General features: G+C 55.2%; 14 protein-coding genes. 9 read left to right on the top strand and 5 right to left on the bottom strand.

Features of this window, described 5'->3' with window-relative positions; all coding sequences use genetic code 11:
* Positions 1-52: 52 nt before the first annotated feature.
* Complete coding sequence (locus M8Q36_RS11520; protein ID WP_249880957.1) at positions 53-1141, bottom strand: ABC transporter substrate-binding protein; 1089 nt, start codon at positions 1139-1141, stop codon at positions 53-55.
* 243 nt (positions 1142-1384) lie between these two features.
* Positions 1385-1744, bottom strand: coding sequence for a DUF3592 domain-containing protein (locus M8Q36_RS11515; RefSeq protein ID WP_249880956.1), 360 nt, complete (start codon positions 1742-1744; stop codon positions 1385-1387).
* Positions 1745-1957: 213 nt separating this feature from the next.
* On the opposite strand from M8Q36_RS11515, the gene phnC reads away from it, so the two are divergent.
* The 4 genes from phnC to phnE (M8Q36_RS11495) all read left to right on the top strand — a co-directional run bounded on the left by phnC (position 1958) and on the right by phnE (M8Q36_RS11495) (position 5610).
* Entirely contained in the window at positions 1958-2800 is an 843-nt protein-coding gene (phnC, locus tag M8Q36_RS11510) for a phosphonate ABC transporter ATP-binding protein (RefSeq protein WP_249880955.1), read from the top strand.
* A gap of 35 nt (positions 2801-2835) precedes the next feature.
* A complete protein-coding gene (gene phnD / locus M8Q36_RS11505) occupies positions 2836-3777 on the top strand; it encodes a phosphonate ABC transporter substrate-binding protein (RefSeq protein ID WP_249880954.1) in 942 nt (313 codons plus the stop codon).
* Positions 3778-3859: 82 nt separating this feature from the next.
* Positions 3860-4732, top strand: coding sequence for a phosphonate ABC transporter, permease protein PhnE (gene phnE / locus M8Q36_RS11500; RefSeq protein WP_249880953.1), 873 nt, complete (start codon positions 3860-3862; stop codon positions 4730-4732).
* Positions 4729-5610, top strand: coding sequence for a phosphonate ABC transporter, permease protein PhnE (gene phnE / locus M8Q36_RS11495; protein WP_249880952.1), 882 nt, complete (start codon positions 4729-4731; stop codon positions 5608-5610). The genes phnE (M8Q36_RS11500) and phnE (M8Q36_RS11495) overlap by 4 nt, the downstream gene beginning before the upstream one ends.
* A 51-nt stretch (positions 5611-5661) precedes the next feature.
* Here phnE (M8Q36_RS11495) and hdeA read toward each other — a convergent pair whose 3' ends face one another.
* From hdeA to gad, 3 genes are read right to left on the bottom strand one after another with little or no spacing between them, the layout of a single operon-like run.
* Complete coding sequence (hdeA, locus tag M8Q36_RS11490) at positions 5662-5976, bottom strand: acid-activated periplasmic chaperone HdeA (RefSeq protein ID WP_020454885.1); 315 nt, start codon at positions 5974-5976, stop codon at positions 5662-5664.
* Positions 5977-6017: 41 nt separating this feature from the next.
* Positions 6018-7544: a glutamate/gamma-aminobutyrate antiporter gene (gene gadC / locus M8Q36_RS11485; RefSeq protein WP_249880951.1), complete on the bottom strand. Its 1527-nt coding sequence runs from the start codon at positions 7542-7544 to the stop codon at positions 6018-6020.
* Positions 7545-7579: 35 nt separating this feature from the next.
* Positions 7580-8965 (bottom strand): glutamate decarboxylase, encoded by a 1386-nt coding sequence (gene gad, locus M8Q36_RS11480; RefSeq protein ID WP_249880950.1) that lies wholly within the window; start codon positions 8963-8965, stop codon positions 7580-7582.
* A gap of 443 nt (positions 8966-9408) precedes the next feature.
* Between gad and cscK the strand changes: the two genes are divergently transcribed.
* The 5 genes from cscK (at position 9409) to M8Q36_RS11455 (ending at position 15906) form a co-directional block, all read left to right on the top strand.
* Positions 9409-10335, top strand: coding sequence for a fructokinase (gene cscK / locus M8Q36_RS11475; RefSeq protein WP_249880949.1), 927 nt, complete (start codon positions 9409-9411; stop codon positions 10333-10335).
* 163 nt (positions 10336-10498) lie between these two features.
* The gene (locus M8Q36_RS11470) at positions 10499-12016 is read left to right on the top strand and encodes a carbohydrate porin (protein WP_249880948.1); all 1518 of its coding nucleotides are present in this window, start codon (positions 10499-10501) and stop codon (positions 12014-12016) included.
* Positions 12017-12083: 67 nt separating this feature from the next.
* A complete protein-coding gene (locus M8Q36_RS11465; RefSeq protein ID WP_017459352.1) occupies positions 12084-13454 on the top strand; it encodes a sucrose-specific PTS transporter subunit IIBC in 1371 nt (456 codons plus the stop codon).
* Positions 13454-14863, top strand: coding sequence for a sucrose-6-phosphate hydrolase (locus tag M8Q36_RS11460; RefSeq protein WP_249880947.1), 1410 nt, complete (start codon positions 13454-13456; stop codon positions 14861-14863). The genes M8Q36_RS11465 and M8Q36_RS11460 overlap by 1 nt, the downstream gene beginning before the upstream one ends.
* 29 nt (positions 14864-14892) lie before the next feature.
* Complete coding sequence (locus M8Q36_RS11455; RefSeq protein WP_175273717.1) at positions 14893-15906, top strand: substrate-binding domain-containing protein; 1014 nt, start codon at positions 14893-14895, stop codon at positions 15904-15906.
* The last annotated feature ends 59 nt before the right edge of the window (positions 15907-15965 follow it).

Genomic DNA, 15965 nt, shown 5'->3' with positions numbered 1-15965 from the left:
GCTGGCTGAGAAAAGGGTTGTGCGCAAAACCGGCGCACAACCCGTCAGAGCGTTATTTAGCGGCAGCAGCGCGCCATTGTTTAATAAATTCCAGACGTTTCTTCGGCTCCAGATACTCCAGCAGCGACTCATCCACCGCAATCGGCTTCAGCGCGTCGCCCAGTTGTTTGGTCATGCCGTCGATGTCGTTTTTGCCTTCAATATCGTTACGCAGCGAGGGGATATCCGCCTGATTAGCGAGAATGCTCTGCCCTTTTTCCGACAGCACATAGTCAAACCACAGTTTCGCGGCGTTGCTGTGCTCTGCTTCAGCGCTGATAAACGACACGCGCGACAGCACCAGCACGTAATCTTTCGGGTAGGAGATGCCCAGCGAATTATCCCCCTTCGCGCGCGCTTCGGCGTAGGAGCCCAGAATGTTGTAGCCAATCAGATTTTCGCCCGAAGAGACGCGCTCCATCATCGTGCCGGTGGAGGATTGCACCGTTAAACCGCCCTTCGCCACATCCGCCAGATGGGTGAAATAGTCTTTGTCGTGCTTGCTGTCTTCAACCGCGAGCATAAAACCAAGCCCCGATTTTTCGATATCGTAGGTGGTGACTTTATTTTTGAATTTGTCGGTGTGGCTGGCGATAAGTTTGCCAAGCGCGGTGTGCGAATCCGGCACGTCGCCCGCCGGGATCAGGCGTTTGTTATAGATAAAGACCACTGGTTCGTAGGTGGTGCCGTAGGCTTTTTTCTCCCAGACCGCCCACTTGGGCAGTTTATCCAGCTCGGGCGACGCGTATTCAGCCGCATAGTCGGTGGCCAGCTTCAGCGCGGTGTCCATTGAGGAGCTCCAGACCACATCGCCACTGCCGCCGCCGGAAGCCTGTTCGCTAAGATAACGGTTGTACAGTTCGGTACTGTTCATATCGTTATATTCCACTTTTATGCCCGGATACTGCGCCTCAAATCCCTTGATCAGCGGGCCTGCGGCTTTGGTATCGGTGGTGGAATAAATAACAACTTTGCCTTCTTTGGTTCCGGCGTCTACGATTTTCTGGTAATCCGCCGGGTACCCCTGAGGCACGGCAGCCAGCGCAGCGCCGGAAAACAGCGCCGCCAGCGCCACGGCCAGAACAGTGAATTTCTTATCCATGAACAAACCCCTTTGGTATCATTTTTTTAAACACAAATTTAACATATAGCGTGCATTTCACCCGCTGCAACGCAGTGGCTTGTTTTTTCCAGGTTTTGTGACGCTGGCGGGATTAAAATTCATGCTGTTGCAGCGTGCGGGCATAACGCGGGTTAACGCGCTGGCTGGAAAGGGAAAATGGCGCGAATCTCAGGCGAAGAGTCGATGGAAGGACATGCCTTGCGGCGAAGGGAATGGCGGGGATTAATCCCCTAAAATTAACGGGCGGTCATATAAGATAATGTGCTGCGGATTTTGCGGATCGTACTTCACGGTCGTGCCGTTGCCCTCGGCGAACCGCACAATTTCACGGCTATCCAGGTGCTGAAACACGCTCGCCTGCACCAGTTGCCCCTCGCGCGTTCTGAAGCGCAACACCAGTTCACAATAGACAGAGCGCCTGTCCATCCAGTTGGTGCGTTTAAGGGCAATAATATCGGCATTCGCACCGATGCCGTGTTTCATCACATGGGCTTCGATAAAGAGCTGGCGAACCCAGCGCAGCGCGTAATAAAGCAGAAACGCCGCCAGGGCGACAATGAAGATAAAAACGAAATAAGACATTGTAAACGCCATTTATTTTCTCCGTCGCTATGTGTCCCACTGTCTAACGTAGCACCTGTGGTGCGGCGGGCAGGATAACGAAATCGACGCACGCTCGCACGCCCTTTCGAAAGCCAAACATCCACGTTCATTATTTGTTCGCTTTTTCGTCATAAAACGATCATCACCCGTGCTCTTAATGGTCGCCAGTTTAATGAAAAAACCGGAAGACTTATGAACAGCGCGTTGGCAGAAATCTCTGAAGACCACTTTTCGTCTCGGCATCAATTAAACACCGTGCCGAAGCAAAAGGTGCTGAGCGTGAAGAACTTACGCAAAGCCTATAACGCGCACCAGACCGTGCTGCATGACATCAGTTTTGATCTGCACAGCGGCGAGATGGTCGGCGTGATTGGACGCTCCGGCGCCGGGAAATCCACGTTGCTGCATGTACTAAACGGCACGCACAGCGCCACCTCTGGCGAAATTTTAAGTTTTCCGGAAGTGGGTACGCCGCGCAATGTCACGCATCTGAAAGGTCGTGCGCTTAATCAGTGGCGCAGCCAGTGCGGCATGATTTTCCAGGACTTCTGCCTGGTGCCGCGCCTCGACGTGCTGACCAATGTGCTGCTCGGCAGGCTGAGCCAGACGTCGACGCTGAAATCCCTGTTTAAAGTCTTTACCGATGAAGACCGCGCCAGAGCAATCGCTTTGCTGGAGTGGCTGAACATGCTGCCGCATGCCTTACAGCGGGCGGAAACGCTTTCCGGCGGCCAGATGCAGCGTGTCGCCATTTGCCGCGCGTTGATCCAAAACCCCTCTCTTTTACTGGCGGACGAACCTGTCGCTTCGCTGGATCCGAAAAATACCCAGCGCATCATGGGCGTATTACGCGAAGTGAGCGAACAAGGCATCAGCGTGATGGTGAACCTGCACTCCGTGGAGCTGGTGAAAGAGTATTGCACCCGCGTTATCGGCGTTTCCCAGGGACGGATAATTTTTGACGATCATCCCTCCCGGTTAACGCAGGACGTGCTGCAGGTGCTGTACGGTGATGAAATCAGTCAATTGCATTAATTATTCCTTCCAATGAGACGACACAGGCAATGACAATGAAAAAGCATATTTCTGGCGCATTACGTTTATCGGCATTGATGACAGGTTTTCTGCTGGCATGGCAGGCGGCTGCCGCCGAGCAGCCGAAGGAATTAAATCTGGGGATTTTGGGCGGCCAGAACGCAACCCAACAAATTGGTGATAACCAGTGCGTGAAAGAGTTTCTGGATAAAGAACTGAGCGTGGACACCAAACTGCGCAACTCGTCTGATTATTCGGGCGTGATTCAGGGCCTGTTGGGCGGAAAAGTCGATGTGGTGCTGAGCATGTCGCCCTCTTCTTACGCATCCGTGTATATCAATAATCCGAAAGCCGTGGATATCGTCGGGATCGCGGTGGATGATAAAGATCAATCGCGCGGTTATCACTCGGTGGTGATCGTCAAAGCCGACAGCCCGTACAAAAAACTGGAAGATCTGAAAGGCAAAGCGTTTGGCTTCGCCGATCCGGATTCCACTTCCGGTTACCTGATCCCGAACTACGCCTTCAAACAGAAGTTTGGCGGTAACGCGGACAATAAATACAACAACTACTTCTCCAGCGTCACCTTCTCCGGTGGTCACGAGCAGGACATCCTCGGCGTGCTGAACGGCCAGTTCGCGGGCGCTGTAACATGGACCTCGATGGTCGGCGATTACAACTCAGGCTACAGCGTCGGGGCGTTTAACCGTCTGATCCGCATGGATCACCCGAACCTGATGAAAGAGATCCGCATCATCTGGGAATCGCCGCTGATCCCGAACGGCCCGATTCTGGTGAGCAACAGCCTGCCAGCCGATTTCAAAGCCAAAGTGATTACTGCGGTTAAGAAACTGGATACCGACAATCACGCCTGCTTCGTGAAAGCGATGGGCGGCACGCAGCATATCGGCCCGGGCAGCGTGGATGACTTTAAACAGATTATCGAGATGAAACGCGAACTGGTTACCGCACGCTAATCCTTCGCCGCATCGATTCTCCGGCCCCTGCGTAAAAACCAGGGGCTTTTATTCGATGGTCATACAGGATCTCCCGCTACGCATGAAGATGTCGAATACGCAGTTTGAGCACTACTATCAGCAAGTCCGAATGCGCCAGAAGCGCGACACTGTCGCCTGGTCGCTGGTGCTACTGGCGCTCTATTTGGCCGCCGGTAACGCGGCAGAATTCAATCTCGCTACCATCTGGCACTCGCTGCCGAACTTTATGGATTACATACTGGAAACGGTGCCGACGCTGCACTGGCCAGTGCTGTTTGCCGACAGTCACACCAAAGGCTCGCTGGCGTACTGGGGCTACCGTTTGCCGATCCAGCTCCCGCTGATTTGGGAAACCCTGCAACTGGCGCTGGCCGCAACGCTGGTCTCATTCGCCATTGCCGCCGTGCTGGCTTTTCTGGCGGCGGGCAACACCTGGTCTCCGCCGCCGGTACGCTTTGCCGTGCGTACGCTGGTCGCATTTTTGCGTACCATGCCGGAACTGGCGTGGGCGGTGATCTTCGTAATGGCGTTTGGCATCGGGGCGATCCCTGGTTTTCTGGCGCTGGCGCTGCACACCGTTGGCAGCCTGACCAAGCTGTTTTATGAAGCGATCGAGAGCACGCATGACAGACCTGTGCGCGGGCTGGCCTCCTGCGGCGCGACACGTTTGCAACGCATTCGCTTCGCGCTGTGGCCGCAGGTGAAACCGATTTTTCTCTCTTATGGCTTTATGCGCCTCGAAATTAACTTTCGCTCCTCGACCATTCTTGGCCTGGTCGGCGCGGGCGGCATCGGCCAGGAGCTGATGACCAACATCAAACTCGACCGTTACGATCAGGTCAGCATCACACTGTTGCTGATTATTATCGTCGTTTTCGTGCTCGATACGCTCTCTGGCCACTTGCGCCAGTGGGTGCTGGAGGGGAAAAAATGACCAACTGGCAAGCCGTACCGAATGTGGAATTGAGCCGCAAATTAAACCGAAAACTGTTCCAGGCGCAGGGGCGTTATCTGCGCCGCCTCGGGCTTATCGCCCTTGCCGTGCTGCTCTATTACGTGTGGTTCTTTATGCAGTTCGGCATTCCTGTTGAACAGGCGCTGACCGGCATGCAGCAAATCGGCCGCTATATTTTGCGCATGTTCGTCTGGCATGATTTCCTCAACTGGCCGTTTGGTTACTACTTCACGCAGATTGGCATTACGCTGGCGATTGTCTTTGCCGGCACAACGACCGCCACACTATTCGCGCTATTGTTGTCGTTTTTTGCCGCGCGCAACATCATGAAAGGCGGCATTGCGGGCGTTATCGCTTTTTTCGTGCGCCGCCTGTTCGATATGTTGCGCGGCATTGATATGGCGATCTGGGGGCTGATTTTTGTGCGCGCCGTCGGGCTTGGTCCGCTTGCCGGGGTGCTGGCGATCATCATGCAGGACACCGGCTTGCTTGGCCGGCTGTACGCCGAAAGCCACGAAGCGGTGGATCGCTCGCCAGGGCGCGGCTTAACCGCCGTGGGCGCGGGCGGTTTGCAGAAACACCGCTTCAGCACTTTTACCCAATCCTTCCCGACATTTCTGGCGCTGAGCCTTTACCAGATTGAGTCCAACACCCGCTCGGCAGCAGTGCTCGGTTTTGTTGGCGCGGGCGGGATTGGTTTGATTTATGCCGAGAATATGCGGCTGTGGAACTGGGATGTGGTGATGTTTATCACCGTGATTCTGGTGATGGTAGTGATGCTAATGGATAGCGCGTCGGCCTGGCTGCGCCGACGCTATATTACCGGCAAGACAGTGCCGTTGTTTAAACCGGAGTAAGTTGCCGGGGCCTCAATGCCCCGGCAGGTTAGCCATAATAAATTTTCGCGTTCACATATCCTTTTTTAGTTTGTCCCACTCGCCCTCCACTTTGCTTTTGAACGTGGCTTGTTTGTCCTGTTTGCAGGCTTCAATCACGGCGGGTGTCACCGTTTCAATCCCCTGAACATCCACCACCGCTTCTTCAGGTTTGTCCTTGTTATTTAACGCTTCAGCAATGCCGATGGCAGTTGGCTGGAAAGAGGCTTTCAGCGCGAGGAAATCCTCACATGTCCAGCTATTCACGGGTTTACCTTTATCTGCTGCCTGTGTCGCAGCGGAAACCAGCAGCAAGCTGCCAACGATGATGCTAACGGTTGTTTTCATTCACTTCTCCTTATTAATGACTCATATCATTGAAAAAACAGTTATTCCTTAGGGGCTAAATGATGCGGTGAACGCGCGCGTGGATGGATAAAGAAATGTCCTTTCGGCGCATTATCAGCGGTGATGGCAACCAGGGTCACAGTGCCTTGTGTACCGCGCTTGTCATGCAGCGCGTAGACCAGAAAGGGGAGGATCAGCACAATCACAAAACAGATAACCAGCAGCGTGATGTACTTCTCGTCGGCGCTTTCGCCGCCAATTGAGGCCGGTGGATAAAAAGAGACGATAAAAGCCAGCAGCGACACCAAAAAGCCCAGCCCCGCCACCGCGAGCCGGAATCCCTTTGCGCCGGGAATACGAAAGGTGCGTTTAAGCTGTGGCTGTTTGCAAATTAACTGCATATAGCCGAGGAACAATAAAAAATAGCTACACAGATAAATCACCACCGTCAGCGTCAGGGCAATCAAAAAGGACATATTGCTCCCGCCACCTGAATTGGTGAGCACCACCAGCGCAACAGATGTCATCAACAGTTGGCTCACCACCAGCGTCACCGGCACACCGTTTTTATTAACCCGGGCGAATGGCGCAGGCAGTATGCCTCGCTGCGCAGTGACATACATGCCGCGAGACGGGCCAACAATCCATGAGGCGATCTCTGCCAGCACGCCCAGTACCAGCAGCGCCGCAATGACTTTTACGGCCCAGGCGAGTCCGGCACCGTAATGGGTGATTAACACGCTGAAAGTTTGAACGACCCCGGCAGAAAGGTTGATCTCGTTATGTGGGATCACGGCCGCGACAGACAAGCCGCCAATCGAACTGAGGAAAATCGCGGCGATCATCAGCAGTATCATTGCCAGTGGATAGTCACGGCCTGGGTTGTTCATTTCGTTAACATGCGTAGCCGACGCCTCAACTCCCATATAACTCAGAATGAACGCCACAAAGACCACCAGCGTGCCAAGCCGGGTGAAATCCGGGACAAATGTCGACATATCAAAAGTGATGGCCAGCGGCGCGCCGCTGAGAAGGTACGTGATGGCCAGCACTACGAGGATAGCGGCAGGCAGCAGGATGCCGCCGAAGAAGCCCAGTTTGGCGATTTGCGCGGTATATTTCGTGCCGCCAAATTGGGTAAACGCCAGCGCCCAAAGAATGATTAACGCGGCGATTGTTTTCGTCAGCGGGTCGCTGTTCAGCGCTGGCCAGTCAAGGATATAAGCCAGCGCGCCCAGCACGAAGTAGAGCATCGGGATAAAACCGATCGCGATTTGCAGGTAACCAAACGAAATTGCCGCAAACCCCCAGCGTTCTCCCAGCGTTTTTGATACCCAGGTAAAGATCCCGCCCTCTTCCCAGCCCTCAACCGTGGCCATTTCAGCCGCACACAGGCCAACCGGGATAAACCATAAAATACCGCCCAGTAATAAGAAAAAAACCAGGCTGAAACCCGATGTCGCAAACGTCGGGTATTCATACACCGCCATCACCATGGATGCGGTGATAGCAAAAAAACCAATCATGGATAATGACTTAGCCGGAACGCTTTTGTTCACCGCCTCCATGGCACTTCTCCTTTCATAACGAGACTTTCCGGGCCTCAGGCGTGATTAAAACCACTGGCTTCCTCAGCACTGAGCGGGCTACTGACCGGATGGCGGGAAAAGTAGTCAAGCGCGCGCTTAATATCGTCCACCAACAAGCTGGCGAGATCATGGCTTACGCCGTGGCGCACCAGCACCCTCTGGATGACCAAATCTTCGCGATGGGCTGGCATTGAATAGGCGGGCACTTGCCAGCCACGGCTGCGCAGGCGATCTGCAAGGTCATAAAGGGTGTATCCGCCAATGGCGCGCTCGGTGCGCAGCGTCCACGCCAGCGCGGGAATGCCTTGCTGGCTGTCGCCATCGAACAAGATTTTGAACGGCCCAAGTTTGTCGATTTCCCGCGCCAGATACTGCGCTGTCTGGTAACAGGCGTGATGTATTTTCGCGTAGCCTTCCCGCCCCAGACGCAGGAAATTGTAATACTGGGCAATAACCTGTCCGCCAGGTCGTGAAAAGTTGAGGGCGAACGTCGGCATGTTGCCGCCGAGGTAATTAACATTAAAAATCAGTTCTTCCGGCAAATCGGCGGCCTCGCGCCATACGACCCAACCGGCGCCCAGCGGCGCAAGACCGAATTTGTGGCCAGAGGCATTAATCGATTTCACCCGTGGCAGGCGAAAGTCCCACTGAATATCCGGCGCACAGAACGGCGCCAGAAACCCACCGCTGGCACCGTCAACATGGATGGGAATATCAAGACCGGTTTCCTGTTGCAGATTATCCAGCGCATCATGCACCGCTTTTACCGGCTCATACTGGCACGAGAAGGTGACGCCCATCGTCGGGACAACGCCAATGGTGTTTTCATCAACCCGCTTGATCACCTCTTCGGCGTTCATCACTAACCGCTGGCCTTGCAGAGGAATTTCGCGCAGCTCAACATCAAAATAGCGGGCAAATTTGTGCCAGCAGATTTGCACAGGCCCGCAGATCAGGTTCGGTTTGTCGGTAGGTTTGCCCGCAGCAGCTTGTTTTTTCCGCCAGCGCCATTTCAGCGCCAGGCCGCCGAGCATTGCCGCTTCAGAGGAACCAATCGTCGAGCAGCCGAGCGTGTTTTCCGCCTCCGGCGAGTGCCATAAATCGGCCAGCATATGTACGCAGCGAGACTCAATTTCAGCCGTTTGCGGGTATTCGTCTTTATCGATCATGTTCTTGTCGATGGACAAATCCATCAATATCCGAATTTCATCATCGACCCATGTCTGGCAAAACGTTGCCAGGTTTTGTCGTGAGTTACCGTCAAGCATTAATTCGTCGCGTACTGCGGCAAAAACATTGCGCGGGTCCCGTTCTTTCGCGGGGAATTGGTGTTTTTCCAGGGATGAAGATAATTCCAGTGAGGCATAAATATCATCTATGCCAGGGTATTGCTCATCCATGTGCTTTCTCCTTATGGGTGCAATCGGTAATTCGTTATGCCTGAGAAAGCTATAAACCCTGATTTTTATTTTTTCAAACGAATGGAATTTCCTTATCCAGTAATTAAATCAATGGAAATGGCGCGTCATTAGACTGAATTTTAAAGAAAAAAACCATTAAGAGGCGAAATGTATATTTATTAATAAGAGCAGCTAACCTGCTGATATAAATAACCACCCTCATTATCTTAATTTATATTTCATGAGAAGAATTCAGATCTTATATGGCCTGAAATCGTTATTTTCCGCCTGACTATATTCTTCTTTCTCTGATATATCTTTTACCTTGCGCATAAAATCCACCGCACAGCAGGGGTTAAAAAATCACAGGTCTTGCAAAACGTCATTGATTTGCTAAACCGTTTTAGTTAATTTTTAGCAATACTATTTGTCAGGAGAAAAGCATGTCAGCCAGAGTCTGGTGTCTGGGCGATGCCGTCGTGGATTTACTGCCGGAAGCACCGGGGCATTTAATGCAGTGTCCCGGCGGCGCACCGGCGAATGTTGCGGTCGGCGTTGCGCGATTACAGGGAAATAGTGGCTTTATTGGCCGCGTCGGTGACGATCCGTTTGGTCGTTTTATGCAACAAACACTGTCCGCAGAACAGGTCGACACGGCGTTCATGCGCGCCGATCCGGCGCAGCGCACCTCCACGGTAGTGGTGGCGCTGGACGATGACGGTGAACGTTCGTTCACCTTTATGGTACGCCCGAGCGCTGACCTGTTTCTTGCCGAAAGCGACCTGCCAGAATTCCAGCGTGGCGAATGGCTCCACTGCTGCTCGATTGCGCTGGCAGCAGAACCGTCGCGATCCACCACCTTCTCCGCCATGCAGCGGGTGCGCAGCGCGGGCGGCTTTGTCAGCTTCGATCCCAATATCCGCCAGGATCTCTGGTCGGACGCCACGCAGCTTCGCCAGTGCCTGAGCCAGGCGTTAACGCTGGCCGATGTGGTGAAACTGTCTGAAGAGGAGCTGGCGTTTTTTTCCGGTTCCACACAGCTTGAGGCCAGCATGCAAGCCATGGCAACGCGTTACGCCATCAGCCTACTGCTGGTGACACAAGGAAAAGCGGGCGTTACCGCCTGGCTCAGCGGTAAGATTTTCCACTACCCCACTTTACCGGTGGTGAGCATCGATACCACCGGTGCGGGCGACGCGTTTGTTGCCGGGCTGTTGTGGGGGCTGGCGGAACACGGCCTGCCGGACTGCGAAGCGCAGTTGTCCGCGAGACTTGCCAGCGCGCAGATCTGCGGCGCGCTGGCGACCACCGCCAAAGGTGCGATGACCGCCCTGCCGTATCACCACCAGCTTCTGGAACAATGCCGCTGATTTAGCGGGCCTGCGGCTTCGTTTTGCGAGCCGTCTCACAATCACTAAACCGGTTTAGCAAATTTCATTGCGTGGAGAAATTGGCCTTGATTATGATTCGAGGCCTAAACCGGTTTAGCAAAATAACTCTGTGATGATGGCTCTTCCTTAGGGATGCAAAAAGATGAAAAAAAGCACGCTCGCCGTAACCCTTGGTTTGATATTAAGCGCCGGGGCCGCTCACGCCGCCGACCCCAGCATGAGCAGCATTGAAGCGCGTCTCGCCGCACTGGAACAGCGCCTGCAAGCCGCAGAACAACGCGCTAATGCCGCCGAAAACCGTGCGCAGGCCGCCGAAAAACAGGCACAACAACTGGCTGCCGCCCAGCAAAAAAACCAGACTACCACCGCCCCGGTTGAGCAGCGCATCGCCAAACTGGAACAGAAAGCCGCTGACGAAGGCGGGTTTGAATTCCACGGCTACGCCCGCTCCGGCTTGCTGATGAACAACTCGGCCGCCAAAACGCAGGGTGGCCCAACGGTGACACCAGCCGGAGAAACCGGCGGTCACGTTGGTCGTCTGGGGAATGAGCCGGACACCTATGTTGAGATGAACCTCGAGCATAAACAGACGCTGGCGAACGGTGCGACCACGCGCTTTAAAGTGATGCTCGCCGACGGGCAGAAAACCTATAACGACTGGACGGCGTCCTCAAGCGATCTCAACCTGCGCCAGGCATTTACCGAAATCGGCCATCTGCCAAGTTTTAGCGGCGCGTTTAAAGATTCCACCGTCTGGGCCGGTAAACGCTTTGACCGCGACAACTTCGACATCCACTGGATCGACTCCGATGTGGTGTTCCTCGCCGGGACCGGCGCGGGCGTGTACGACATGAAATGGGGCGACAACGCGCGCAGCAACGTCTCGATTTACGGGCGCACTTTCGGTGATATCGAAAACAGCGAAAACACCGCGCAGAACTACATTCTCTCGCTGAATAACTTCTACGGTCCGGTGCAGTTGATGGTCAGCGGGATGCGCGCCAAAGACAACGATGACCGCCTCGATCTCGACGGCAACAAAGTGAAGAGCGATGCGGCGAACACCGGCGTACATGCTCTGCTCGGCCTGCATAACGACAGCTTCTACGGCCTGCGCGAAGGGTCAGCGAAAACCGCGCTGCTTTATGGTCATGGCCTGGGTGCGGAAGTGAAGTCGATCGGTTCAGACGGCGCGCTGCTGCCGGAAGCCAACACCTGGCGTCTTGCCAGCTACGGCATTACGCCGCTCGGCGGCGGCTGGCATATTGCCCCGGCACTGCTGGCGCAGACCAGTAAAGATCGCTATGTCAAAGGCGACAGCTATCAATGGGCAACCGCCAACGTGCGCCTGATTCAGGGCTTTACCGAAAACTTCGAAATGCAGTATGAAGGCAGCTACCAGTACATGGATTTGCGCCCGGAAGGTTACAACAGCCGCAACGCGGTTAGCGGTAACTTCTACAAACTCACCGTCGCCCCAACGCTGAAAGCCAGCGATGTGGGTGAATTCCTCAAACGCCCGGAAATCCGCCTGTTCGCCACCTGGATGGACTGGGATCATCGTCTGGATAAATATGCGAGCTCCGATGCCTTTGGCAGCGACGGCTTCAAGGCCGGCGGTGAATGGAACTTCGGCGTACAAATGGAAACCTGGTTCTGATGAAACGGCTCCTTCGGGAGCCCTTTTTGCCGGTTAGTCCCACAAAAACGATAAAACAGAGGTTTTTATGGATTTTGCACAAATTTCCCGGTCGCTACTGCCGCTGCTGGGAGGCAAGGACAATATTGCCAGCGCCGCGCACTGCGCGACACGCCTGCGCCTGGTGCTGGTGGAAGACGCTAAAGCAGACACTGCCGCGATTGGCAAAGTCGACGGCGTAAAAGGATGCTTTCGTAACGCTGGTCAGTTGCAGATTATCTTTGGCACAGGCGTAGTGAACAAAGTCTACGCCGCGTTTATTGCCGAAGCCGGGATCAGCGAAACCAGTAAATCGGAAGCGGCAGACATTGCCGCGCGTAAACTGAATCCGTTCCAGCGTATCGCCCGTTTGCTCTCCAACATTTTTGTGCCGATTATTCCGGCGATTGTCGCCTCCGGCCTGCTGATGGGCCTGCTGGGGATGGTGAAAACCTACGGCTGGGTCAACGCCGACAACGCGCTCTATATCATGCTCGACATGTTCAGCTCGGCGGCGTTCATCATTCTGCCGATCCTGATTGGCTTTACTGCTGCGCGCGAATTTGGCGGTAACCCGTACCTTGGCGCTACGCTTGGCGGCATTCTGACCCACCCGGCGCTGACCAACGCCTGGGGCGTGGCGGCAGGCTTCCACACCATGAATTTCTTCGGCATTGAAGTGGCGATGATCGGCTACCAGGGGACCGTCTTCCCGGTGCTGCTGGCGGTGTGGTTTATGAGCCTGCTGGAAAAACAGCTGCGCCGGGTGATCCCGGATGCGCTGGATCTGATCCTCACGCCGTTCCTGACGGTGATTATCTCCGGCTTTGTCGCGATGTTGATTATCGGCCCGGCGGGTCGCGCGCTCGGCGACGGCATCTCGTTTGTGCTCAGCACCCTTATCACCCATGCCGGATGGCTGGCCGGTTTGCTATTCGGCGGCTTGTATTCGGTGATAGTGATTACCGGTGTACACCACAGCTTCCATGCCATTGAAGCCGGGCTGTTGGGTAACCCGTCGATTGGCGTTAACTTCCTGCTGCCGATTTGGGCGATGGCAAACGTGGCGCAGGGCGGCGCGTGCCTGGCGGTATGGTTTAAAACCAAAGACGCGAAGATTAAAGCGATTACCCTGCCCTCGGCGTTCTCTGCCCTGCTCGGCATTACCGAGGCGGCAATTTTCGGTATCAACCTGCGCTTTGTAAAACCGTTTATCGCCGCACTGATTGGCGGCGCGGTTGGCGGCGCGTGGGTGGTGTCGGTGCATGTCTATATGACGGCGGTTGGCCTGACCGGCCTACCAGGGATGGCGATTGTGCAGGCCAGCTCGCTGCTGAATTATATTATCGGCATGGCTATCGCCTTTAGCGTCGCCTTTGTTATCTCTTACCTGCTGAAATACAAAACGGACTCTGAATAATGGCTTCACAACCGCTGCTACCCGCCATTTTACAGGCGGTGATGAAAGGTCAACCGAAGGCGCTGAAGGACAGCCACTACCCTGGCTGGCACCTGGCGCCGACCACCGGGCTACTCAACGATCCGAACGGGTTTATCCACTTTGCCGGGCGCTACCACCTGTTCTACCAGTGGAATGCGCTGGGCTGCCAGCATTTGCACAAGTGCTGGGCGCACTGGAGTTCAGAGGACTTAGTGCACTGGCAGCATGAACCTGTCGCCTTGATGCCTGATGAAGAGTACGACCGCAGCGGTTGTTATTCCGGCAGCGCCGTTGATAACAATGGCGTCCTGACGCTTTGTTATACCGGCAATGTCAAATTCGATGACGGCACGCGCACCGCGTGGCAGTGCCTGGCGGTGCAAAACAGCGCGGGCGGCTTCGACAAGCTCGGCCCGGCGATCCCCCAGCCGCACGGCTACACCGGTCACGTTCGCGACCCAAAAGTGTGGTGGCACGGCGATTATTGGTACATGGTGCTTGGCGCGCAGGATCTGCAATTGCAGGGCAAAGTTTTACTCCTGCGTTCCGAGAACCTGTGGAACTGGCAAAACCTTGGCGAAATCGCCGGTAGCGGGCTGGGTGGACTGGGTGACGCGGGCTATATGTGGGAGTGCCCGGACATGTTCACGCTTAACGGCAGTACGTTTTTAATCTGCTGCCCGCAAGGCGTGGCGCGTGAAGAAAAGCGTTATCTGAACACTTACCCAAGCGCTTATTTAAGCGGTCAGCTCGACTACGCCAGTGCAAGCTACCAGCACGGCGACTTTCACGAACTGGACGCCGGGTTTGAGTTTTATGCTCCGCAAACCACGCTCAGCGCCGACGGACGCCGCCTGCTGGTGGGCTGGATGGGCGTGCCGGACGGCGAAGAGATGCGCCAACCGACCGTTGCCAACGGTTGGATCCACCAGATGACCTGCCTGCGTGAGCTGTCCTCGCGCAACGGAAAACTCTATCAGCAACCGGTCAGGGAGTTGCAGGCACTGCGTGGTGATCAGCAACATTATTGCGGCACAGCGCACAAGATGCCCGTGCTGGATGCGCAGCGCCTGGAACTGGTACTGGAAAGTGCGGGTGGCGTAACGCTGAATTTCGCCGATACGCTGATCCTCGAATGGCATCACGATGAACTGCGCCTTTCACGCCGTAGCCTGGAGAACGGCGCATGGCTGTACCGGTACTGGAACGGATGCGCGCATAAGTTGCAGATCCTTTGCGACCACTCAAGCATAGAGATCTTTATCAATGATGGCGAAGGGGTGATGAGCAGCCGCTACTTCCCGGTTCATCCGGCGCAAATAACCCTGACGGGAGACGCAGAAGTGCAGGCCAGCTACTGGTCGTTACGTGCTTGCATGGTAGAATAAGTGCTTGTTTCCTTAACCGATGCACAACCGTGAGAAAAACAAAACGCGTTACCATCAGTGATATCGCCGCGCTGGCGGGGGTCTCAAAAGCCACCGCCAGCCTGGTGCTTAACGGCCGCGGTAAAGAGCTGCGTGTGGCGCAGGAGACGCGCGATCGCGTGCAGGCTATCGCCCAGCAGCATCATTACCAACCCAGCATTCACGCCCGTTTGCTGCGTGAAAACCGCAGCCACACGCTGGGGCTGGTGGTGCCGGAAATCACCAACTACGGTTTCGCTGTTTTTTCTCACGAGCTGGAAAATCTCTGCCGCGAAGCCGGTTTGCAGCTACTTATCTCCTGTACCGATGAAAACGCCAGCCAGGAAACGGTGGTGGTCAATAACCTGGTTGCGCGCCAGGTGGACGGGCTGATTGTCGCCTCCAGCATGCAAAACGACGCCGACTATGTGAAGCTCAGCGAGCAGTTGCCGGTGGTGCTGTTTGACCGTCATATCAATGACACGCAGTTGCCGTTGGTGATCACCGACTCGCTGACGCCGACCGCCGATCTGGTCGAACGGCTGGCGCGCGCCAACCCGGATGAAGTCTACTTTCTTGGCGGGCAACCGCGTCTGTCGCCCACCAAAGACCGCCTTGCCGGATTTATGCAAGGGCTGGAGCGCGCCGGTGTGACGCCGCGCCCGGAGTGGATTATTCACGGGAATTACCATCCGAGCAGCGGTTATGAGATGTTTGCCGCCCTGTGCGCGAAACTGGGTCGCCCGCCCAAAGCGCTGTTCACCGCCGCCTGCGGCCTGCTGGAAGGGGTTCTGCGTTATATGAGCCAGCACCATATGCTGGAGAGCGATATTCATATTGCCAGCTTCGACGATCACTATTTATATGATTCGCTGACGCTGCCGATTGATACGGTGGAGCAGAATGTTCCGCGCCTCGCGCAGGACTGCTTTGATATCATCACCCAGATGATAGAAGGCAATGAACCGGCTTCACCACAGCGCGTGCTGCCCGCAACGCTGCGCGTTCGCCACCCCGCTTCATAAGAATCATCCCTCTCCTGTTTGCTCTATTTTTAATCATGCAGCCTTACTGGCGGCATCAC

The organism is Kosakonia sp. R1.Fl (assembly GCF_023516815.1).
Taxonomy (GTDB): Bacteria; Pseudomonadota; Gammaproteobacteria; order Enterobacterales; family Enterobacteriaceae; genus Kosakonia.
This window is presented reverse-complemented; position numbering and strand designations above follow the sequence as displayed.

Bases quoted from the DNA above. Each gene is read 5' to 3' on its own strand.
- cscK (WP_249880949.1), top strand. From the start codon at position 9,409: ATGTCAGCCAGAGTCTGGTGTCTGGGCGATGCCGTCGTGGATTTACTG.
- M8Q36_RS11460 (WP_249880947.1), top strand. From the start codon at position 13,454: ATGGCTTCACAACCGCTGCTACCCGCCATTTTACAGGCGGTGATGAAA.
- gad (WP_249880950.1), bottom strand. From the start codon at position 8,965: ATGGATGAGCAATACCCTGGCATAGATGATATTTATGCCTCACTGGAA.
- phnC (WP_249880955.1), top strand. From the start codon at position 1,958: ATGAACAGCGCGTTGGCAGAAATCTCTGAAGACCACTTTTCGTCTCGG.
- M8Q36_RS11465 (WP_017459352.1), top strand. From the start codon at position 12,084: ATGGATTTTGCACAAATTTCCCGGTCGCTACTGCCGCTGCTGGGAGGC.
- hdeA (WP_020454885.1), bottom strand. From the start codon at position 5,976: ATGAAAACAACCGTTAGCATCATCGTTGGCAGCTTGCTGCTGGTTTCC.
- phnD (WP_249880954.1), top strand. From the start codon at position 2,836: ATGAAAAAGCATATTTCTGGCGCATTACGTTTATCGGCATTGATGACA.
- M8Q36_RS11520 (WP_249880957.1), bottom strand. From the start codon at position 1,141: ATGGATAAGAAATTCACTGTTCTGGCCGTGGCGCTGGCGGCGCTGTTT.
- phnE (WP_249880953.1), top strand. From the start codon at position 3,860: ATGAAGATGTCGAATACGCAGTTTGAGCACTACTATCAGCAAGTCCGA.
- gadC (WP_249880951.1), bottom strand. From the start codon at position 7,544: ATGGAGGCGGTGAACAAAAGCGTTCCGGCTAAGTCATTATCCATGATT.
- M8Q36_RS11515 (WP_249880956.1), bottom strand. From the start codon at position 1,744: ATGTCTTATTTCGTTTTTATCTTCATTGTCGCCCTGGCGGCGTTTCTG.
- M8Q36_RS11470 (WP_249880948.1), top strand. From the start codon at position 10,499: ATGAAAAAAAGCACGCTCGCCGTAACCCTTGGTTTGATATTAAGCGCC.
- phnE (WP_249880952.1), top strand. From the start codon at position 4,729: ATGACCAACTGGCAAGCCGTACCGAATGTGGAATTGAGCCGCAAATTA.